Origin of the sequence: Mucilaginibacter sp. SG564, from assembly GCF_013149275.1 — a bacterium.
Taxonomy (GTDB): Bacteria; Bacteroidota; Bacteroidia; order Sphingobacteriales; family Sphingobacteriaceae; genus Mucilaginibacter.
Window position 1 is genome coordinate 80,556 of record NZ_JABGNA010000004.1, and the last position, 21,586, is coordinate 102,141.

General features: G+C 43.8%; 19 protein-coding genes. 12 read left to right on the forward strand and 7 right to left on the reverse strand.

Going from position 1 to position 21,586, the window contains the following annotated elements:
* The first annotated feature begins 4 nt into the window (after positions 1–4).
* The 5 genes from FHW89_RS10250 (at position 5) to FHW89_RS10270 (ending at position 5,511) form a co-directional block, all read left to right on the forward strand.
* Positions 5–706 carry a hypothetical protein gene (locus FHW89_RS10250; RefSeq protein WP_172334951.1) on the forward strand — a complete coding sequence of 234 codons (702 nt, stop codon included), beginning with the start codon at positions 5–7 and terminating at the stop codon, positions 704–706.
* A 3-nt stretch (positions 707–709) separates the two neighbouring features.
* The gene (locus FHW89_RS10255; protein WP_172334952.1) at positions 710–2,209 is read left to right on the forward strand and encodes a GH3 auxin-responsive promoter family protein; all 1,500 of its coding nucleotides are present in this window, start codon (positions 710–712) and stop codon (positions 2,207–2,209) included.
* A 93-nt stretch (positions 2,210–2,302) separates the two neighbouring features.
* Positions 2,303–3,478, forward strand: a complete 1,176-nt coding sequence (locus FHW89_RS10260) for a 1-deoxy-D-xylulose-5-phosphate reductoisomerase (RefSeq protein WP_172335323.1) — start codon at positions 2,303–2,305, stop codon at positions 3,476–3,478.
* Positions 3,479–3,496: 18 nt separating this feature from the next.
* The gene (gene rseP / locus FHW89_RS10265; protein ID WP_172334953.1) at positions 3,497–4,831 is read left to right on the forward strand and encodes an RIP metalloprotease RseP; all 1,335 of its coding nucleotides are present in this window, start codon (positions 3,497–3,499) and stop codon (positions 4,829–4,831) included.
* A gap of 230 nt (positions 4,832–5,061) precedes the next feature.
* A complete protein-coding gene (locus FHW89_RS10270) occupies positions 5,062–5,511 on the forward strand; it encodes a KTSC domain-containing protein (RefSeq protein ID WP_172334954.1) in 450 nt (149 codons plus the stop codon).
* 308 nt (positions 5,512–5,819) lie between these two features.
* Here the strand turns inward: FHW89_RS10270 and FHW89_RS10275 are convergent, their stop codons facing one another.
* A complete protein-coding gene (locus FHW89_RS10275) occupies positions 5,820–6,383 on the reverse strand; it encodes a DUF4199 domain-containing protein (protein WP_172334955.1) in 564 nt (187 codons plus the stop codon).
* A gap of 190 nt (positions 6,384–6,573) precedes the next feature.
* Here FHW89_RS10275 and FHW89_RS10280 point away from each other — a divergent pair, with 190 nt between their 5' ends.
* The 3 genes from FHW89_RS10280 (at position 6,574) to FHW89_RS10290 (ending at position 9,012) form a co-directional block, all read left to right on the forward strand.
* Positions 6,574–7,038, forward strand: coding sequence for a hypothetical protein (locus FHW89_RS10280; protein WP_172334956.1), 465 nt, complete (start codon positions 6,574–6,576; stop codon positions 7,036–7,038).
* A 135-nt stretch (positions 7,039–7,173) separates the two neighbouring features.
* The gene (locus FHW89_RS10285) at positions 7,174–8,145 is read left to right on the forward strand and encodes an aldo/keto reductase (RefSeq protein WP_172334957.1); all 972 of its coding nucleotides are present in this window, start codon (positions 7,174–7,176) and stop codon (positions 8,143–8,145) included.
* 45 nt (positions 8,146–8,190) lie between these two features.
* Complete coding sequence (locus tag FHW89_RS10290) at positions 8,191–9,012, forward strand: AraC family transcriptional regulator (RefSeq protein WP_172334958.1); 822 nt, start codon at positions 8,191–8,193, stop codon at positions 9,010–9,012.
* 341 nt (positions 9,013–9,353) lie between these two features.
* Here FHW89_RS10290 and FHW89_RS10295 read toward each other — a convergent pair whose 3' ends face one another.
* The 4 genes from FHW89_RS10295 to FHW89_RS10310 are packed head-to-tail and all read right to left on the reverse strand — an operon-like array spanning position 9,354 to position 13,945.
* Positions 9,354–9,938: a DUF4199 family protein gene (locus FHW89_RS10295; protein ID WP_172334959.1), complete on the reverse strand. Its 585-nt coding sequence runs from the start codon at positions 9,936–9,938 to the stop codon at positions 9,354–9,356.
* 3 nt (positions 9,939–9,941) lie between these two features.
* Complete coding sequence (locus FHW89_RS10300) at positions 9,942–10,610, reverse strand: hypothetical protein (protein WP_172334960.1); 669 nt, start codon at positions 10,608–10,610, stop codon at positions 9,942–9,944.
* Positions 10,611–10,618: 8 nt separating this feature from the next.
* Positions 10,619–11,869 carry a dihydroorotase family protein gene (locus FHW89_RS10305; RefSeq protein ID WP_172334961.1) on the reverse strand — a complete coding sequence of 417 codons (1,251 nt, stop codon included), beginning with the start codon at positions 11,867–11,869 and terminating at the stop codon, positions 10,619–10,621.
* A 27-nt stretch (positions 11,870–11,896) separates the two neighbouring features.
* Entirely contained in the window at positions 11,897–13,945 is a 2,049-nt protein-coding gene (locus FHW89_RS10310) for a BatA domain-containing protein (protein ID WP_172334962.1), read from the reverse strand.
* A 320-nt stretch (positions 13,946–14,265) separates the two neighbouring features.
* Between FHW89_RS10310 and FHW89_RS10315 the strand changes: the two genes are divergently transcribed.
* Genes FHW89_RS10315 through FHW89_RS10330 form a run of 4 tightly spaced genes read left to right on the forward strand, consistent with a single transcriptional unit; the run spans position 14,266 to position 17,835 of the window.
* On the forward strand, positions 14,266–14,862 hold the full coding sequence (locus FHW89_RS10315) for a TetR/AcrR family transcriptional regulator (RefSeq protein ID WP_172334963.1): 597 nt from the start codon (positions 14,266–14,268) through the stop codon (positions 14,860–14,862).
* 15 nt (positions 14,863–14,877) lie between these two features.
* On the forward strand, positions 14,878–16,020 hold the full coding sequence (locus tag FHW89_RS10320) for an NAD(P)/FAD-dependent oxidoreductase (protein WP_172334964.1): 1,143 nt from the start codon (positions 14,878–14,880) through the stop codon (positions 16,018–16,020).
* 39 nt (positions 16,021–16,059) lie between these two features.
* On the forward strand, positions 16,060–16,779 hold the full coding sequence (locus FHW89_RS10325) for a DUF72 domain-containing protein (protein WP_172334965.1): 720 nt from the start codon (positions 16,060–16,062) through the stop codon (positions 16,777–16,779).
* A 60-nt stretch (positions 16,780–16,839) separates the two neighbouring features.
* Positions 16,840–17,835 carry an aldo/keto reductase gene (locus tag FHW89_RS10330; protein WP_172334966.1) on the forward strand — a complete coding sequence of 332 codons (996 nt, stop codon included), beginning with the start codon at positions 16,840–16,842 and terminating at the stop codon, positions 17,833–17,835.
* Between the two features lie 206 nt (positions 17,836–18,041).
* Here FHW89_RS10330 and FHW89_RS10335 read toward each other — a convergent pair whose 3' ends face one another.
* Both FHW89_RS10335 and FHW89_RS10340 read right to left on the reverse strand, forming a co-directional pair.
* Positions 18,042–18,821 (reverse strand): hypothetical protein, encoded by a 780-nt coding sequence (locus FHW89_RS10335; protein ID WP_172334967.1) that lies wholly within the window; start codon positions 18,819–18,821, stop codon positions 18,042–18,044.
* Between the two features lie 16 nt (positions 18,822–18,837).
* The gene (locus tag FHW89_RS10340; protein WP_253952215.1) at positions 18,838–21,099 is read right to left on the reverse strand and encodes a family 20 glycosylhydrolase; all 2,262 of its coding nucleotides are present in this window, start codon (positions 21,097–21,099) and stop codon (positions 18,838–18,840) included.
* Positions 21,100–21,586 lie beyond the last annotated feature (487 nt).

Genomic DNA, 21,586 nt, shown 5'->3' on the forward strand with positions numbered 1-21,586 from the left:
ACCTATGTACCACCCATTTTCTGTTGCAGAAACCATTAAAACTGCATGGAATGTATTAAAGAAAAACTTCGCTACAATTACAGTATACTCGGTAATTGCCTTCGCTATCGTTTTTATTTCCGGGTTCCTGGTGTTTTACTTTGACGATGATGCTGTAGTTAGTTCGGTTGGCTTTATTGTTTTATTGGTCGAGATCACATTTATTTTTTTAGCATTTATAAAGCTGGGGTTCAAACTCATGGACAAAGCTTATTATGATTTTGATTTTAGCGAGATCATCCCTAAGTTCAGAATGCTTGTAAGCTATTTAACTTTATTGGTATTGGTAAGTACGCTCGCGGTTCTGGTTACCCACCTGATTGAAAATATCAATGTACTTAACGTCAAAAACTTTCTCAACTTTATTCTCGGCTTAATTGTACAGTTCTTCTTTCTGTTCTATTTCCCTATATGCACCTGCTTTATTGTAGATGATGCATCCGGTCCTCTTGAATCCTTAGCCCAGAGTTTTCACTTAATCAGGGGGAATTTTTTTAAATATTTCTTAATATTTTTAGTGATAGAAGCACTTATGATACTGGGCGCTATAACTGTTGTAGGGTTAATATTGGTTATTCCATTTGTAAATATCATATTGATAGTGGCTTACCGCAAACTGGTTTACAGCCACCTTGATGTGGATGATGATATTGCCGAAACTAATTAGCACATGGGACTAAAATCTGCACTAAGCAAAGTATTTGCAGCCGCAGTGAACCGGCAGCTAAACAAGCTGCGCAAAAACGCCATAGCACTGCAGCAAGATACTTTTTCCGATCTGGTAGATGCAGCCAAAGACACTGCTTTTGGTCGCGAACACCGTTTTGCTGACATCAATAACTATAACGATTTTAAACGAAACGTACCTATACATGATTATGAGGACCTGCGCCCTTATATTGATCGTGTTGTTAATGGAGAAGAAAATGTACTGTGGCCCGGAAAACCCGCTTATCTGGCCAAAACATCGGGTACCACATCGGGTGTAAAATACATCCCGATATCCAGGAAAAGTATGCCCGAGCATATCAAAGCAGCGCGCAACGCCTTGTTGAGCTATATTCATGAAACCGGCAATGCCAATTTTGTGGATGGCAAAATGATATTTTTACAAGGCAGTCCTATACTTACAGTAAAAGCAGGTATATCAACCGGCAGACTGTCAGGCATTGTAGCCCATCACGTACCCGCCTATCTGCAAAAAAACCGCCTTCCCAGCTATGAAACTAATTGCATTGAGGATTGGGAGCAAAAAGTTGATGCCATAGTAGAAGAAACTTTTAACCAGGATATGCGCCTCATATCGGGCATACCACCCTGGTGCCAGATGTATTTTGACAGGCTATCTGCCAAAGCCGGTGGCAAAAAAGTAAAGGATATATTCCCCAACTTTAAACTGTATGTGCATGGCGGCGTAAATTTCGAACCGTATCGTGCCCGCATGGAAGAAAGCATCGGCGCAAAGATAGATGCTATTGAAACCTACCCTGCATCCGAAGGTTTTATCGCCTTCCAGGATTCGCAGAAAGAAAAAGGGCTATTGCTGCTTGTTGACTCGGGTATATTTTATGAGTTTATCCCATCCGAAGAATATTTCAATGAAAACCCTACCCGCATTAATCTGAAGGATATTGAGCTGGATAAAAACTATGCACTTATCATGAATACCAGCGCGGGTTTATGGGGTTATAGTCTGGGCGACACCATTAAGTTTGTATCAAAAAACCCTTACCGGATAGTTGTAACAGGCCGTATCAAACATTACATATCGGCTTTTGGCGAACATGTGATAGGAGAGGAAGTAGAACAATCATTAATGACAGTAGCGCAGCAGGAAGGTGTTGATGTGGTGGAATTTACTGTAGCTCCGCAGGTTAATCCGCAGCCAGGACAACTGCCCTACCATGAATGGTTCGTTGAATTTGGTGCTGCTCCGGCTGATTTAAAAGCCTTTGCGCTTAAAGTAGATAAAGCTTTACAAAAGAAAAATATTTACTATTTTGACCTCATTGAAGGTAACATTTTACAACCACTGATCATCCAAAGCCTGCAGAAGGACGCGTTTATTAATTATATGCGTTCTCAAGGGAAACTTGGGGGACAAAATAAAGTACCGCGATTAGCCAACGACAGGAAGATTGCCGACGTATTGAAAGAATACGCTATATAATAAGTAAATTTGACATTGTTCAGTTAAACAGTTTCATCAAACAACCGTTCATCTGAATAAAAATTGAAACAAGATATATCATTGATTAATCATATAAAAAACATTGCCATTCTTGGCTCTACGGGAAGTATAGGTACGCAAACGCTGGAGGTAATCAGGAGCAATAGCAATTTGTTCAGGGCGTTTTTACTCACCGCGCATTCCAATGCCGATCTGCTTATCCAACAAGCTATTGAATTCAAGCCTGAGTACGTCATTATTTGCGACGAAGGTAAATATCAGCATGTTAAAACATCTCTTGCGCATTTACCGGTTAAAGTATTGGCTGGTCATCAGGCCATTGTTGATACAGTAACCCATCCGGATATTACAATAGTGCTAACGGCCATGGTTGGCTTTGCCGGTCTTGAACCTACCATTGCTGCCATAAAGGCTGATAAAGATATAGCTCTGGCTAATAAAGAGACTCTGGTAGTGGCAGGCGAACTGATAACCGGACTGGCCAAACAACACAACGTAAGGATTTTACCAGTCGACTCAGAACATTCGGCCATATTTCAATGCCTTGCCGGCGAAGAGCATAACCCGGTTGAAAAACTAATACTTACCGCCTCGGGTGGGCCATTCCGCGGGCGCGATCTTGATTTTTTGGCTCATGTAACGCCACAAGACGCGCTTAAACACCCCAACTGGGTAATGGGAGCCAAAATCACTATCGATTCGGCCTCGCTCATGAATAAGGGACTGGAAGTGATAGAGGCCCGGTGGCTGTTTGATGTAGAGGCCGATCAGATCGATGTGATCATTCATCCACAATCTATCATCCACTCTATGGCTCAGTTTAAGGATGGCTCCATCAAAGCGCAAATGGGTTTACCCGATATGAAACTGCCCATCCAATACGCCTTAACTTATCCAAACAGAATAAAAAACGATTTTAAGCGGTTTAACTTTACCGACTACCCCACCCTTACATTCGAAAAACCAGATCTCGATACTTTTCGTAATCTTAGTTTAGCTTATACCGCGTTAAAACAAGGCGGTAATATGCCATGCATTATCAATGCGGCAAACGAAGTAGTAGTTGCAGGCTTTTTAAGCCAGTCTGTCAGCTTTTTAGCTATGAGCACAATTATTGAGGAGTGCATGCAAAAGATAAATTTTATAAAGCAACCAACCTTAACCGATTATTTGAATACTGATAAAGAAACACGCATCTTTGCGCAAAATTTAATAGAAAAAATGCCGGTAAAGGCAATACAATTTTAATATACATAAAACTAGATAATGAGTATAGTGATCATGGTGGGCCAGCTCATATTGGGCCTTTCAATTTTAATAATCCTGCATGAGCTGGGACATTTTTTAGCAGCGCGTGCATTCGGTATCAAGGTCGAAAAATTCTACCTGTTTTTTGATGCCTGGAACATAAGCCTTTTTAAATTTACCTATAAAGGAGTTGAATACGGTATTGGCTGGCTACCTCTGGGGGGCTATGTTAGAATTGCCGGTATGATAGATGAATCAATGGATACTGATCAGCTTGCGGGCCCTCCGCAACCCTGGGAGTTCCGTTCAAAACCAGCCTGGCAGCGTTTAATTGTAATGCTTGGAGGTGTTACTGTAAACATTATCCTGGGTGTATTGATATTCTGGGTGCTCACCATGCGTTTTGGCGATAGCTATATCCCTAACTCAAGTGCCAAATACGGTATTGTTCCCGGCGAGATAGGTAAAAAGATAGGTCTTGTAGCTGGCGATAAAATTATAAAGATCAACGGCAAAGATGTTAAACGCTTTGACGACCTAACCAGCACTAAAGTATTATTGGAAAACACCGTGTTTACTATAAAGCGCGGATCCGAAACTGTAAGCGTTACTATACCGCGTACCATTTTGAATGATCTATCTGATCACAACATTGAGGAGTTTATCAGCAGAATTCCCCGCAGTAAGTTCATTGTAGACTCTGTATTACCCAAAAGCAATGCACAAAAAGCTGGTCTGGCCAAGGGTGACAGCATTGTAGCTATCAATAACCAGCCTATCGCTTTTTACGACGAGCTGAAAACTGAATTATTTAAAGACAAAGGCAAAACGGTTGACCTGGGGGTAAAACGTAACAACCAGGTGATCACTTTAAAAGCACAGGTAACCACCGATGGAACCCTTGGTTTTGCTCAGTCAAAAAACGACCTACCCGAAGTAAAAACCATTTACTACGGTTTCTTTGGTTCATTGCCGGTAGGTGCTTCAAGGGCCTGGGGACAATTTGCCGACAATGCTAAAGGCCTGGGCAAAATATTCAAAGGTGATGTTAAGCTCAACAAGGCAGTAAGTGGCCCTGTTGCTATAGCCAATCTATTCGGCAGCCATATCGATTGGGTGCGTTTCTGGAGTTTGGTTGGCTTTTTATCTATGGCATTGGCTATGATGAACCTGTTACCCATCCCGGCGCTTGACGGTGGCCATGCCGTATTCCTGATCATCGAGATGATCAAAGGCAAAGCACTAAGCGATAAGTTCCTGGAACGTGCTCAAATTGTTGGTTTTGTTATACTGGTTACGCTTATGGTTTTTGTTTTTGGCAACGATATAGTGAAAATCATCGTCAAAAAATAAGCCATTTAACTCATCATATTTACAGCCCTGGAAAATTGATTTCCGGGGCTTTTTTGTTACCATACTCATCCTTTTGAGCAATTTAGTAAAACAGCCATTACGCTAACTTTACCTTACACAATTTTTTATAAGCTTTAAAAGCGTACCTTCGCGCAATTATTTTCCTGAAAAGAGGCATACTTCCATTTGCTTAACTATTCAACGACAATAAATACTTATTAATCAATACAATGAAAAAAATTGTCGACTATCGCAAGCTTTTGGGTGTAACTGAGGCTGCCGAACTGCAGGAATTAAAAACAACATACCGCAGCCTGATGAAGGCCTGGCACCCGGATAAATTTCAGGACAGCCCGGAAAGTAAACTCGAAGCCGAAGAAAAAAGCAAGACCATTATTGAAGCTTATCATTTCCTGGTGAGTATCGCCCCGGAAACCCGCGAACAATCATTTGCCGAGTACACCATTACCACAACTACCTCAAACATAGCCGATTTTGATTACAAATCACAAGTATTGAAGATCAGTTTTCTGGATGGAAATACTTACGAGTATTTTGATGTACCCAAGGCGGTTTATATCAAACTGATCAACGCCGACTCTCCCGGACGTTTTGCCCGCAGACATATTTATAACAACTATGTTTACCGGAGCATCAGTAAATTGGTAGCAACAGCTTAGTCTATCAGGCAAAAACTTTTTAAAGCTTAAATTTTAACAATTTTTAGATTAAAAATGGGGCAAAACGGCTTCGTTTTTATCAGTTTTAATAACGTTTCAATGCGTTTTAACACTTTTTAACAAATTTTTGGCTGGCTTTGAAAAGTTTAAAAAGTATTAATTTAACAACACACTAAATGGGCAATTTTTGAGCCGGTTGCTCCTTTAACCAAATAGCCCGGTTCTCTTTTGTAAAAGAACCGGGCTGTTGCTTTTTATAGAGATACTAAATCTTTAGAACTGCATCAGGTACAATGTTTCAAGACAGGTTAAACTGTTGGCTCGGCTGGATCCTTATAATTATCAGCATCAGCTATTAAAACCGGGGGGCGATCCTTTTTAAAGATAGCCGCGCCAATAAGCGCTATAATTGCTCCCATAACAGCCGCGCCGATAAGCGCGCTGATAGTAATACCTACCGGGCTAAGAAATTTGCTGGTGATGGACATCGCCTGGTCTATCTGCTCTTGCGACATGCCTTTTGCCGCCAGTTTTGCCTCGGTAGAGGCAGTTAGTTTTTGGAGCATTCCAGGGCTCAATACCGCGAAATACAGGTAAGTAAATACCGACAATACAATACCTGATAATATCGCAAACAAAAATCCCGCTTTAAACCCTTCACCAAAAGTTAAATAACCCCCATTTAAATCCCTATACTCTTTTTGTGTCAGGAACATGAAGGCGATAAACAATAAGGTACTTAACCATTTAATAGGCGAATCTGGATCGATATCCAAAAACTGAATAATATAAGTAACTAAAATAGAGGCTATTACATATATAGCCCCCCATTTAATAATTACCGGCATTGGACTTGTTTTTTGTATTTCCATGATATTGTATTGGTTTATGATTTATTAAAAGTAATTATTATTCCCGCCTATTCAAAAAATCCGGGCGAATATGTATCGGACAAAGTGATAATTATGTCTGACTTTTTACTTCCGCCTGAAGTCAGTGTTATCACTATAAATTAAATTTGGATCATCTTAACTCTATCTTTAATTCTTAACATTGAGCCTCATGTATACCATACTATTAGCCTTACATTCATTAACCCGGTGGCTGGTATTAGTTAGTTTAATTTTTTCCATTGGCCGGGCTTACAGAGGTTGGTTGCTTAATAAGCCGTTTTTAAAGGTTGATGATACTATACGGCTCATAACTGTTACTATAGCGCATATCCAACTCATCATTGGGCTTGGGTTATATGGTATCAGTCCTATCGTTCACTATTTTCTTAGCCATTTTAATACAGCCGTTCATGAACGGCAGATTCGCTTTTTTGGCATGGAGCACATTACGGTGATGCTGATCAGTATCGTTTTAATTACCATAGGTTCAGCAAAAGCAAAGCGAAAAACCACAGATAAAGAAAAATTCAAAACGATGGCCGTCTGGTTCAGTATCGCACTGGTTCTCATTATTACCTCTATTCCCTGGGCATTTTCACCGCTTACGAGCCGGCCTTATTTCAGACCTTTTTAGCAGTCGGCAGGGCGGTAACACCTTCCATTATAAAATCAGCCCGAGCCATACAGACAAGTAAATTGAGCCGTGAACGACATCTGTCATCAGCTATAAGACTGATATTTGTATCGTTAACTTATTAAAAATACAGCAATGTCAAACATAACAAAAATAGCCCTCGGCAAAAATGGCCCGCTTGTTTCTAAACTCGGCTTAGGCTGCATGCGCATGTCGCCCGTTTGGGGCGGCCCGGCAAATAATGAAAGTGAAAGTATCGCTACTATCCAATCAGCTTTAGACAGCGGCATTAATTTCCTGAATACCGGCGATTTCTATGGCGCCGGTCATAACGAACTACTGGTAGGCAAAGCCATTAAAGGCAGAAGAGATGATGCCTTTATCAGTGTAAAATTTGGTGCTATCTTCTATGGCGGTCAGTGGCTTGGATTGGATCTACGCCCTATAGCCATCAAAAATTTCATCAACTACTCATTGGTACGGTTGGGTATCGATACTATTGACCTTTACCAACCCTGCAGGATGGACAACAGTGTCCCGGTAGAAGATATAATCGGTACCATAGCCGATCTGATCAAAGAAGGCAAAGTACGTCACCTCGGTGTTTCTGAAATTACCGCCGATCAATTACGCAAGGCCCACAGTGTGCACCCGGTAACCGCTTTGGAAATAGGCTATTCACTGGCCGACCGCCAGATAGAAAGCGACTTGCTCCCTACGGCAAAAGAATTGGGTATAGGTGTAATAGCCTTTGCCAATACCGCTGAAGGGTTACTTACCGGCGAAATGAAAGCCCCGCTGGCTGCCGATGATTATCATAATCACTTCTCGCGTTTTCAGGGCGATAACCTGGTAAAGAACCTGGAGAAAGTTGAGGCATTAAAACAAATGGCAAGGGAAAAAGGATATACTCCAACACAACTGGCTATAGCCTGGGTGAATGCCCAGGGAGATCATATTATGCCATTGGTGAGCATGAGCCGAAGATTAAGGTTGCCAGAAAATATGCAGGCAATGGAGATAGTTTTTACTCCCGAAGAAATGAATGCCCTTAACACTCATTTTTCTCCGGGCTCCATACTCGGAGGTACATATCTGCAGCGTTAACCGGGTGGGGCTGTTTAAGCCCCACCTATTTTATATATTTACGTAATGATAAATCCGACTGAAATAATTCCGGGAGTCCTATTTTATTCCTATCACGCTTCTGCGCGAAAGGATAAAGTAGCGTTTTTAGAACATAATACCCTGGTATTACAGGTTTCGGGCCGCTTTACATTAGAAACTGCCAGCGAAAAGCTTTCGATGGAGCAAGGCGAAATGTTGCTCATCCGACGAAATCAATTGGGAGAGCTCACTAAAACCCCTTTAAATGGTGAGAATTACCAAACCATAGTGATTTGTTTGAAAGAACCCCTGCTCAGACAGATCGCACTGGAAGAACAAATAGAACAAGGAAAAAAATACACAGGCGCCCCTAACATCCTTATTCCGGGGAATGATTTTCTTAAGGCCTTTTTTCAATCGGTAATTCCCTATGTGCGGCATTCAGAAGAAAAGATAACTCATGCGGTGGGTATGCTCAAGGTAAAAGAAGTTGTACTATTGCTTTTACACATTATGCCCGAGCTCAAAGATTTCCTGTTCGATTTTTCCGAACCTTATAAGATAGACATTGAAAAATTTATGCTTAATAACTTTCATTTCAATGTACCTGTCGAAAAATTCGCGCAGCTTACCGGCAGAAGCCTCGCGGGTTTTAAGCGCGACTTTCAAAAGGTATTCGGCATGGCTCCGCGGCATTGGTTACAGGAAAAACGCCTGCTGGAAGCCCGGCACCTGATAGAAACCAAGAATAAAAAACCGTCTGCCATCTATCTTGATCTGGGATTCGAGACCCTCTCCCATTTTTGTCATTCTTTTAAGAAAAAGTTTGGTAAAACGCCCACAGACATTGCGGTGATAACACCATAGGTGTACGGATGATTATATTTCCGTAAAAAATGTCATTTCGATAGAGCAAAGGGTGGGGATGAGCGTTGTGCGAAAGAGAAATCTTTTGCATTATATAAGCCCTCCGTTGCAAATCGTAGAAGATTTCTCCTCGTTCCTCGTTCGAAATGACATATTTTTTATTTCTCGTGCCGTTGTTGGTGTTGTCACCAACAACTTATTATCATCGACAAACCAGTAGAATGTTGGTAACAACACCAACATTGGCGTGGTGATAACATCTACTATTTGAAAAACACACAAAACAAAAGCGGCTTCCCTTAAAAGGAAGCCGCTTTTGTGTCATTTCAATAAGATCTCAATCAGGCCGCAGGCGGGTTATAAACCTGTGCTTCCTTTTTAAAGAAAGCGGCAAAAATGATGGCCAGTACAAACAGGAAAATTATTGTAAAACCGGTTCCCACAATTTGCCGTCCTATGGTAACATCTTTTTGAGCCTCAAAATCCTGGTGTATTTCATCCAGCTTCTTTTTGATAATATCCGGATTGGTTTTCTTTTCCGTAAGGAATTTACTTACCGATGCCGTCATGGCGGCCTGTGTTTTTTCGGCCATGTGTGGTTCTATCACTTTGGCAAACAATTGGTCGCGCAGGGCAAACTGTATTACAAAGGCGGTAAAAAACATAATGAATATGCCTGTTGCGGCTTCACGCATAGTCCACCAGCCGCCAACCCTTTTTCTGAAATTTAAACATAGCAAAACAACCAGTATTATGGGTAACAGTACCGAAAATAAAAAAGGTGTAGATGATATCAACACAACCGATGTGGCCGACAGAATGATATAATAGGATATGATACTCAATACGGTTAATACCACGCCCAACAGTACACCAAAGGTAATACCGGTTGTTCTTAACCGTTTTTTGTCAACTTCGAGGGCCATTGATTACTGAAAATTGATTAATATATCTAAAACGGCCATATCAAATTCCTTATCCAAGGCGTATTCGGCAATCTCTGCCTTGGTTTCGTCGGTTGGATCGATGGTTTGGAAAAAGCAGATCATCGGGTAAAAAAGTTCTTTCAACTCCGAATCCTGCGGAAGACTTTGAGCTACCTTGCTTACTTCCGAAACCGGGCTTTCGATCAGGATCTGGTTAGCTATAACCGGTTCATAAATGCGGTATTCGTCCTGAAACTCGTCTTCATCAACCAATAAAAATTCCTTCAGGTAATCTTCCAATTCAGGCTCAATATCTTCGTCCTCACATTCGTTCAGGTACAGCAGCAGGTTCAGGAGCTCAGTACCGCGGTCAAGCGTTTGCTCTTCAATATCTTCCCATTCGGCCGAGTCGAGGTAATCCTCTTCCAGTTTTTTAACATCGGCACTAAAGAAGTTCACGAGCAGGAGGTCAAAAAAAACCTCGCGCAATGATTCGATGGCCGGGTTATTGTCAAATACTTCGTCCAGGGCGTCAACCTTGGTCAAAAAATCCTCGTCGAGCGCGAAAACTTCGCCGAAGCTATTGCGCAAACCTGTAGCGTCAAAAACACTGTATTTAGAAAAAGCCTCCAATGCGGCCTCAAAGGCGGTTTCTATTTTTGGATCGATCATGATTGTCGTTATTTAAAGATTTGTTTTTTATTGTAGGTTAGCTGTACTTTTCCTTTTAAATGCTGCCCAAAGAACGGTGAATTAACCGATTTGGAACGATTATTTTTATTACTGTATTCCCATTCCGTTTCGGTGTCAAACAGTACCAGGTTGGCCTTTTCGCCCTCGGCTATAACGGGTACGACTACGCCCAGTATCTCGCGTGGATTTATAGCCAGTTTTTCAACCAGTACTTCTACCGGTAAACCTGACCTGAGCGCCAGCGGCAACGCGGTCTGAAATCCGGTTATACCAAATTCGGCTACTTCAAACTCTACATCCTTAAACTCCACTTCGTGTGGGGTATGCTGGCTTACAATGGCATCAATGGTACCATCTTTAAGTCCTTTTATCAACGCCAAAACATCATCTTTGGTACGCAGGGGCGGTTTAACCTTGTACATGCTGTCAAAACCCATCAGGGCCTCATCGGTAAGTACCAGGTGATGCGCGGCCACATCGCAGGTAACCTCCAGTCCTTTGCGTTTAGCTTCGCGAATAAGCTCCACAGAACGGGCGGTTGATACGGTGCTGAAGTGTATTTTTGATACGGTATACTCGGCCAGGTAAAGGTCGCGAGCTATCATCAGCTCTTCGGCCAGTGATGGTATACCCTTCATGCCCAGCAGTGTGCTTATCTCGCCCTCGTTCACTTTGGCTTTACCGGCAATGGCGGTATCTTCCGGGTACGAGAACACCAGGGCGTCAAAACCCTGGGCATATAGTAAGGCGCGTTCCATCAAACCTGCATCCTGCACCGGGCGGTTGCCATCGGTAAAGGCGCGGGCACCGCTTTGGTACATATCATACATTTCGGCCAGGTCTTTACCCTCACGTTTGTGCGATATGGTTCCCAGTGGATAAACATCAACCAGGTTATTTTTGGCGCGGTTAAGCAGGTATTCAATTTCGGCTTTGGAGTGAACCGGAGGCGTGGTATTGGGCATTAACGCAACACCTGTAAAACCACCGGCAGCGGCAGCGCGTGTGCCCGAGTGCATATCCTCCTTGGTTTCCAGTCCCAATTCGCCTATATTACAGTTGAGATCGAAAAAACCGGGCGATACATATTTGCCCTCGCCATCTACCACTTCGGCATCGGCCTCTATATCTTCGGCAATGCGGGTGATCACCCCGTTTTCAATTAAAATATCGGTAACTTGTTGATGAAAGGCTGATCCGGGATCAAGAATGGTGGCAGATTTGATAAGCAAATTCATGTGCACTGCTTTAAGGATTTGTATAGATCAAACAGGCTGCTTGATGGCTTGTTTACCCGGGTTAAAGTACCTGATCAACAAAATTTCGGCGGCCAGAAAAATCAATGCCAAAATTATACAAAGTTTCCATAATTGTGTGCCAAAATTTGTTTCGGCTACAATACCTTTTAAGGAAGCCTTTGTGCCTGTTAATAAGCTGGTTGATGAAGGCATCAGCTGTTTCAGATCGGCCTGGCTCAAATAACTCAGGTCAGATTCGCTGCGGTTATCGTTAAAGGCCAGCGTGGCCAGCGTACTATCCTGCTTTTTTAGCGTATAGATCCCGGTTTCATGTAACTGATCAGAGAGGTATAACAAAGTGCTCCCCTCCTGCTGCCGCACATCCGGAATGGTGCTTTGATCGCCTTTCACCAGCTTGAGCAATTGCTTTTCGGTCACCTGTACGGGTGGTATCTCCAACGTTTCGTCCTGGCCCAGAGTGTAAAACAGCGGCAGATCGTGCCCGCTCAACAGGGCAATGCGGAATAGCGTAGGCACAAAAAGAGCGTGCCTGGGCAGGCTGCTGTATGCCTCATCAAGCGGTACAGCGGCTACATACACCTTACCCCTGCTATGGTTATAACCAGCCCAAAAGCTTTGCCCGCCGCTTAGTTTCATCAAGTTATCGCCCCCTGCACCCGAGGTGTTTAACTGGTAATATTTTTTAACCGTGGGCAGATCGGGGTTATCAGGAAAATTCTCGAACACGTTTTTAAACACCGGACTTTGCCTGTTCAGGGTTGATACTTTGGTAGCTTCCGTTACTAATTTCTCTGGCCAGGCTGCATTCATCAGCTGTAGAAATGCGCGATAATTAGGCAGGTCGGCATCCGCGGCCGGGAAAACCACCAGCGTTCCGCCCTTGGAAACATAGGTTTTTAATTGCTGTGCAAGTCCTGTAGATATAGCTTTTACATCGCTGATGACTACAATGGGCAAACTATTGAGCCCTGCATAATCTACATTACCATCGGGCACGCGCCGGGCGGCAAAAAACGGATCGGAAGCAAATACGGCTTTCAGATATGGGTTGGGTGTACCACCATCTATCAGCAACACAGGCATTTGCGCACTTACATTAAAACTGAAGTAAAACTTATTATCAAACGTAACCGGGTTATCCTGCAGCTCAACCAGGCCCTGCTGCCAGCCGGCTTGCAAGCCCATAAAGGCCAACGTATCGGTTTGTACAGTACGAGCGGGAATGGTATAACTGCCCAAAGCTTTTTGCGCGCCGTTGATCGTTACCTTCAACGGTACCCTCTCCGCCTTTTCACCGGCATAATTATGCAGGCGTACTACCAGCTTTTCGTTTTCTCCGGGGCGATGAACGGCGCTTAATAGCCAAACGGAATCAACCGCCACATTGGGTAGGTTTACGGCTTTCAATTGTATGAGGCTGGTGGCTATGCCGCTATCTGTTTTTAACGGCTTACCAGCCATGTTTTTTTGAAGATCAGAAATGATATAGGTCGATTTGATAGTGCCTTGCTGAGTAAGCAACAGGCTTTGCTGACGAGCGATGATCTGCTGTAATGTACGGCTCTGCGCGCTGATCTTCACCTGGTCAACAGCGTCATTAAATTCATCACGACTCAACAGGCGCTGGTGTTTGCCTTCAAAATCCTGCGTAAGCAGCTGAAAACGATCGTTGATATTATAAGCCGAGGCAATCTCCTTGGCTTTTTGTTTGGCATCATCCAGCAGCGAACCCTCCCGGTTGAGGGTTTCCATACTGTAGGAGTTATCCACAAAAATACTTACCGCGTTTTGCCGGCCGGTATTGGCGGCATTTTGCCCCGGTAGATACGGCCTGGCAAAAGCCATCACCAGGAAAAGCAGGGCCAGCAATCTGGCGGCCAGGATGAGCCTCTCCTTTAAATTACGACGCGATGCCTGCTGCTCCTGGATCTCTTTTAAAAACTGCACATTGCTAAAATTCACCTTCTGAAACTTACGGAAGTTGAATAAGTGGATGATAACCGGGATAGCTAACGTGAGCAGTGCAAATAAAAAAGCCGGGTATATAAAGCGCATATTTTATCGGTGCAATAGGCAGATATACAAATGTGCGAATAAATGTGCAGATTTCAGATGTGCGGATATGCAAATGCGCGGATGCGAAAAGTCGACTCACCCTGGCATCGCTGCGCTTGCCATCCCGCTCTTCGCCTGCGGCGGAAAGACCTCACCCCAACCCTCTCCTTTGGAGAGGGAGTAAAAACACGTGCCAGGTAACGTCCTCTCCTTTGGAGAGGATTTAGGAGATATTTCTATTTAAGAGCAATTCAAATAAAATATTTGTAAGTAAATAAACATTTACTTATTTTTGTATCGACATTTAAAATACCGGCATTATGCGACCAAAGAACTTAGAAAAAGAAGAAGCCATCCGCACCATAGCCCTGCAAATTATTGCCGAGGAAGGCCTGGAAAACCTCACCATGCAGAAGCTGGCTAAGGCGGCCAATATATCGCCCCGTACTATTTACATCAAGTACGACAATAAGGAGGATCTCCTGGTAAAGCTTTTTATTGAAGAGGTTTTGGGTAATTATGAGCAGGCTATATTGCATGATTTCAGATTTGACATGGGCTTTGCCGAAGGCGTAAAAAAGCTTTGGCTCAACGGCTTTGCCTATTTTAAAAATAACCGACATGCCTTTGCGCTGATCCAATACGGCAAATCATCGCCCCTGCTCAACAAGGCTTACCAGCAAAAAAACATTAAACAGGGTGATTTTTTTGGACCTATCATCCGTTTCCTGGAGCATCATGCCTCTGCCGGTACTATCCATAATTTTCATCATGATATACAACGGGCTTTACTGTTTTCGCCTTTGACAGACCTCATGAGCGAATATTTTGATTACCAGGAAAGGCCCGAACAGATCATCACCGAAGAAACACTTCTGCGATGCTGCGATGCCGTGATCAAAGGGATGACCAAATAAATTAAAACACAAAAAATGAACCACATTAAAAATAAAAAGATAGCCATAGTGGGTGGCGGCCCGGGCGGATTAACCCTGGCACGACTGCTGCAAATGAACGGCGCCGCTGTAAAAGTTTACGAACGCGACGCTCACAAAGATGCCCGGGCAAAGGGCGCTACGCTTGATCTGCATGAAGAATCCGGTCTGAAAGCCCTCCGGGAAGCCGGGCTGATGGAAGCTTTCGAGGCCAATTATCGTCCTGATGCAGATAGGGTACGGATCATTGACCAGCACGTCAACATTATTCTTGATGAACATACCAACGCCAAACGCCCCATGGACCGGCCCGAAATTGACCGTGGCCCGCTGCAAAATATCCTGCTGGATTCTTTACTGCCGGGTACGGTTGTTTGGGACAGTCATTTTTTAAGCATGCTACCTGAAGGCAGTTCCTGGAAACTGGCATTCAAGAATGGAGTTTCAATTATTGCCGATATAGTGATCGCTGCCGACGGGGCCAGCTCCAAATTACGATCATATATTACGCCTATTAAGCCTTTCTACTCAGGTGTTACAGCCATAGAAGGCGCGGTGGCCTATTCAGAAACAGCCAGCCCAAAAATACACCAGCTATTAAAAGGTGGTAAAATATTTGGCATGAGTAATGAAAAAACGCTACTGGTAAGTTCCAAAGGCGACGGCAGCCTGGTGTTTTATGCAGGCTTAAAAACCGATGAGAACTGGGTTAAAGATTCGGGGATAGATTTTAGCGACAAAGCTCAGGTACTTGCCTGGTTCAAAAAAGATTATGCCGACTGGGATAGCGTATGGCTTGAACTCTTCGAGAACGCCAGTTATGCCTTTGTACCCCGCCCACAATATTGCATGCCTTTTGATCAAACCTGGGAAGCATTACCCAATCTCACCATGCTTGGCGACGCCGCGCACCTGATGCCCCCCTATGCCGGCGAGGGCGTAAACATGGCTATGCTGGATGCCCTTGAACTGAGTGAATGCCTGCTCAGTGATGATTTTGCTGATACGCAATCGGCCATTGCTGCTTACGAAAAGCAGATGCGGTCACGGGCCAGCGAAACAGCCATGATCACTATGGAATCAACCGAGGCCCTGCATTCGTCAAAAGCCATCGATTTCTTCCTCAACATCATTGGTTAAGTTTTAAAACAAAACGCCACTCGCATTCTTTTATACAGAATGGAGTGGCATATCGGTTGTTCGGGTTTTCACTATAAGGACTGGAAGGGTAAGTTTTACCCGGAGGATCTGCCGCAGCGCAAATGGTTCGATTATTATTGCGAGCATTTTAAAACGCTGGAGCTCAATGTAACCTTTTATCGTTTCCCACAGCTTTCGTTCCTGCAAAACTGGTATGGTAAAAGTCCGGCCGATTTCCGTTTTGCGGTAAAGGCCCCGCGTGCCATTACCCATTACAAAAAGTTTAACGATACCACTGAGCTCATCACCAGTTTTTATGATACCATTAACCAGGGATTACGGGAGAAACTTGGGCCGGTGTTGTTTCAGCTGCCGCCGAGTTTTAGTTATGATGAGGAGAAGCTTGAACGGATCATCAACAGCCTTAACCCTTCATTTAAAAACGTATTGGAACTACGTCATGTAAGCTGGTGGAATGATTTGGTTTATCAAAAACTGGCCAAACATCATATTACCTTTTGCGGCATGAGCCATCCCAGTTTACCCGACGACGTGATACAAAATACACCTATTGTTTACTACAGATTTCATGGTGTACCGGTGTTGTATCGTTCGCCCTATTCTAAAGGTTTTCTCCAAAAAATCATCAACGCCGTAAAACAAAATCCCGGTACCCGCGAGGCCTGGTTTTATTTTAATAATGATTTTGACGCGGTTGGCGTGGGTAACGCAAATGATATGATTTCGTTGGTTAAATAATTTTTTAATCTCAACAATTAAATACATTTTGCTGCCGGATTTTAAACCACTTATTTATCTATGGAATTTAGACGATTAGGAGAAACTAAGCTTGCTGTTTCGGTTATAACATTTGGTGCCTGGGCCGCCGGTGGCTGGATGTGGGGTGGTAATGACGATAAAGAAGCCATTGAAGCCATGCGCGTATCTTACGATATGGGCATTACCTCTATTGACACCGCCCCTATTTACGGGCAGGGCAAAAGCGAAGAACTGGTTGGCGAGGCCATAAAAGGTTTACCGCGCGATAAAGTACAGCTGCTCACCAAATACGGCATGCGCTGGGATTTAGCTAAAGGCACTTTTGGCTTTAAAAGCCAGGATAATGATGGTAAGGATATTGATGTTTATAAATACGCAGGCAAGGAAAGCATCATACTGGAATGCGAAAATAGCCTGAAACGTTTGGGTACCGACTATATTGACCTGTACCAGATCCACTGGCCGGATGCCAGCACACCTATCGATGAAACTATGGAAGCCGTGCTTCGGCTTAAAGAACAGGGCAAAATACGTGAGGCCGGCGTAAGTAACTACGATTTACAACAAATGGCTACCGCCGAAAAAACCATCAAGCTGGCATCCAACCAGGTGCCTTTTAGTATGGTGAACCGGGATATTGAAGATGAACTGATCCCCTACTGCATCGAAAATAAAAAGTCAATTTTGGCTTATAGTCCGCTGGAACGTGGTTTATTGACCGGTAAAATAAAACCAGGGCACCAATTTGAAGCGGGCGATCATCGCGCTGGTGTAAAATATTTTCAGGAAGAGAACATTAAACGTACCAACGAATTCCTTGCCAAAATAAAACCCCTGGCCGATGAAAAAGGCGCCACCCTGGGACAGTTAGTAATCCGCTGGACCATCAACCATCCGGGCATTACCATAGCGCTTGTAGGCGCCCGTAATGCCGCACAGGCCAAACAAAATGCCAAGGCTATCGAGATACATATCAATGGCGAGGAAATGGAATTTATCAATAACCAGTTGGGCGATCTGGAGATTGTGGGGTAATTTCTGAACATACCCCAATTGTAATGCTAAAATAAGGGTGTCATGGTGAGCCCCGTCGAACCATGGTGGGCAGGCCTCTACGCACGAGTCTTCGACAAGCTCAGACTGACAGGCCTTTTGCATTTTGAAGAAGCTCCTTCGTTCCTCAGGATGACAAAAATATAATTACATAAAAAAGAGCGGCACCCTTGGGGTGCCGCTCTTTTTTATTCATCATCCTGATGCCTTCTCCTGTGTTTCTTCTTTTTCTTTGATTTTGACGAAGAGGATTTGCTTTTCTTTTCAGATTTTTTTGCGCTGGTGCTTTTCTTTTCCTCGTTTTGTTTAACAGGCGGAGTTGCCACTGTCCCTTTTTTATCAACCACATCGGTTGAATCTTTGCTGAGTTGTTTTACAGTGAACTCATTGCCGCGCAAGCCATATTCCAGCTGGCGTTTGGCGCCTGTGGGTTTGGCCTCCTTTCCGGTACCGCTGTAAATAGGAAATTCGCGCATCAACTTGCCATCGCGAATGTAAAAATTATCATTACCCCGGTAGCCTTTACGCTGTGAGTTGTTCAGCCGTGGAAAATCGAGCTTATTGGCTTTATTGTTACTGAACTCAAAAGCGTAGATACTGGCGTAATTGGTAGTATCTTTTGACTTAGCCTGGATCAATATCTCGGGGTTACCATCAACATCCATATCGGCATTGTACACATCCACTATAGCCCCATCCAGGTCGCCTGTAGTGGTGGTATATTTGATGGCCGACGAATCGGAATGCAAGATCATAAACGATCCTGCATCTTGTGAACCACGTCCCCAGCTCAATATATCATAGCTTTGCCCTGGAGATACCTCAATTAGTTTATGAAACCTGAAAGGTGGCATAAGCTCCGGTTTTTTAGCTGCCGGCGCATTAGATAGAGGCTTTTTTTCGTTACCACCACAACCGGTAATTGCAACACCTATTAATAACGCGAAAAGATAAAATCTGTTAGTCATTTTATTTTGCAGGATATTAATTATATAAAGTATCGGCTGTTAATTCAGCTTTTTGTTTGCCCGGCGCATTGATAAATACTTTTAAAGTATTCGGGCCGCCGGCATCAACATATTTTAAAGTGAGCTTATGATAGCCTTTCAATAAGGGCACTGCGCCCGTCTGTTCGGTAACCGCATGCTTACCATCGTTATCAACCACAGGCTGACCGTCGATCAGTAGTACTGATCCGTTGCCAGAAAGGGTCGAAAACCCATAATTACCATCGGCATCAATATTCAAATAGCCTGAATAGATAATACCATATTTGCCTTTGCTTTTCCGGAAATCAATAGTGCTGAATGTTTTAACAGCGCCGCTATCGGCAGCAGGCAAATTGGGTAACTGGCTTGTAGCCGTATACGTACCCGGAAATAACTGGTATTTTACCCCTCTTGCTGATCCCGTATAGTTAACGGCTGCCATCGGCGCTTTATTATACACTACGGTACGCGTCACCACACTCCTTTTACCCGATGGAGTGATCACTATGGTTTGTAACTCCCGATATTGATCAGGGGGAATGGAAAAGCTCAGCGGGATAGTGTAGATCAGATCCGTTTCACGCGGGGTATAGCCGTCGATAGTATAATATATCGTTGCTCCCTCTACCGATGGTTTTAAGGTGGCATTCAATTGCGAGCCTATCATCACCGTATCCTTAGCGCCAATAGCCACCGGCACACGGTAATTGATATTGTTTTTATCCAGCCAGGCTAAATGACCGGGTAAGCGGGTTTCCGAAAAATCTTTAAAATTCTTGTTAGCCAAAGGAGACCAGGCCACTTCCGACAGGGCCATCAATCGCGGCAACAGCATGTATTCCACCTTGGCACCAGTCGGGATATATTCTGTCCATAAGTTGGCTTGTACGCCTTCTATATATTTTTGTTCTTCGGCAGTTAACACGGCCGGAGTTGGGTTATAGCTGTATATTTTTGATAAAGGCTCGTTACCACCAATGCTCAATGGCTCCTGGCTTGGTTTACCCTGACCGTGGTCAATATACAAACCACCGCTTCCCGGGGTCATGATCACATTATGTTTTTGCTGAGCAGCTGCAATACCGCCTTCTTCACCCCTCCAGCTCATTACAGTAGCATTAGGAGCCAGGCCGCCTTCCAGTATCTCGTCCCAGCCAATAATGCTGCGTCCTTTGGAATTCAGGAATTTCTCGATCCTTTGGATAAAATAGCTTTGCAGGCCATGCTCATCCTTCAGTTTTAACTTCTTGATAAGATCCTGACAAAAGGCCGATTTTTTCCAGGCATCTTTTGGTGCTTCATCACCGCCGATGTGGATATATTTACTTGGGAAAAGCGCCATCACTTCGGTTAACACATCCTCCAAAAAAGCGAATGTTTTATCAGATGGACAATAGATATCCGGAAAAACACCCCAGGTTTCGGCTACTTTAACTGGCGTACCTGGATCGCACCCTAATTCGGGATAGGCAGCCAAAGCCGCTGAAGAGTGGCCAGGCATCTCAATTTCGGGAACAACGGTAATATACCTGTCCGACGCATATTTGACCACATCGCGGATCTGATCCTGGGTGTAAAAACCGCCGTAAGGTGTTCCATCAAACTGCTGCGGGGTACGATCGCGATAACCACCAATTAAGGTTTGTGCGCGCTGGCTGCTGATCTGTGTAAGCTTTGGATATTTCTTTATTTCGATGCGCCAACCCTGATCTTCGGTCAGGTGCCAGTGGAAAGTGTTCAGTTTGTAAGCGGCCAACAGATCAATGTACTTTTTAACCAGCTCGACCGAGAAAAAGTGTCGCCCTACATCCAGCATCGCCCCGCGATAACCAAAACGCGGATAATCCTCTATCTGTAAGCACGGAAACTTAGCGGTAGCGCTCCTTTCCAATGGCATCAACTGTAAAAGCGTTTGTATCCCATAAAAAAGGCCCGATCCTTTACCCGCAATGGTAATTTGTTCGGGAGTAATATTTAAGCGATAACCTTCGGCAGGCAAATTATCCGTCCCTTCTGCTGTTAGTTTGATAAAATTGGCGTTTGGATGATTTTTCATCATCGCCTTCACCACAACCGACTTACGATAGCGCATATTATTGGCCAGGTAATCTTTAAAAAACAAAACCGCTTTGTTGGAGGGCGAATCGGCCTGGATAATGGTTTCCTCACTCAATACAAACTGACCGGAAGCTTTTTTCAATGAAACGGGAGCCGGGATGATACCCAGATTAGGATCGGATTCCTGAGCTTTTGCCATGGTTACAAATATTGTAAACACTGCAAAAAGCACGGAAGATGCTTTTTTGTACATATTTATTAATCAGGTTGGTACTGAATGGTGAATATAGATGTTTTTAAAAAAATACAAGAAGTTTGATGTGTAAAAAATGTGTGCTAAAACGTATTTGTAGCCGATTATCGCATTTTTACCGAATCGCTTTCCTCTCTTTCCTATCATTGCACAGGCCATCGCCCCATCAATGTCAGTAAGCTAGAGATACTCTGTAGGAGTAAAAGCTTTGTAGAAAACGGAAATGAGTGATTAGCATGCCGTAGGTATGCAACCTGAGTGCAGTACCTACGGCACTGATATTAAAATTAACCTTCTCCTACAAGGCTTTAACCCCGATAGGGTTTGCAAAATTCTAAACCGATGCCTGTGCCCTCACAGGCAGCTTGTATTAAAATTGCCTGTGAGGACACAGGCAATGGGAGGGGAATTATTACATGCGCACTTCGCCGTT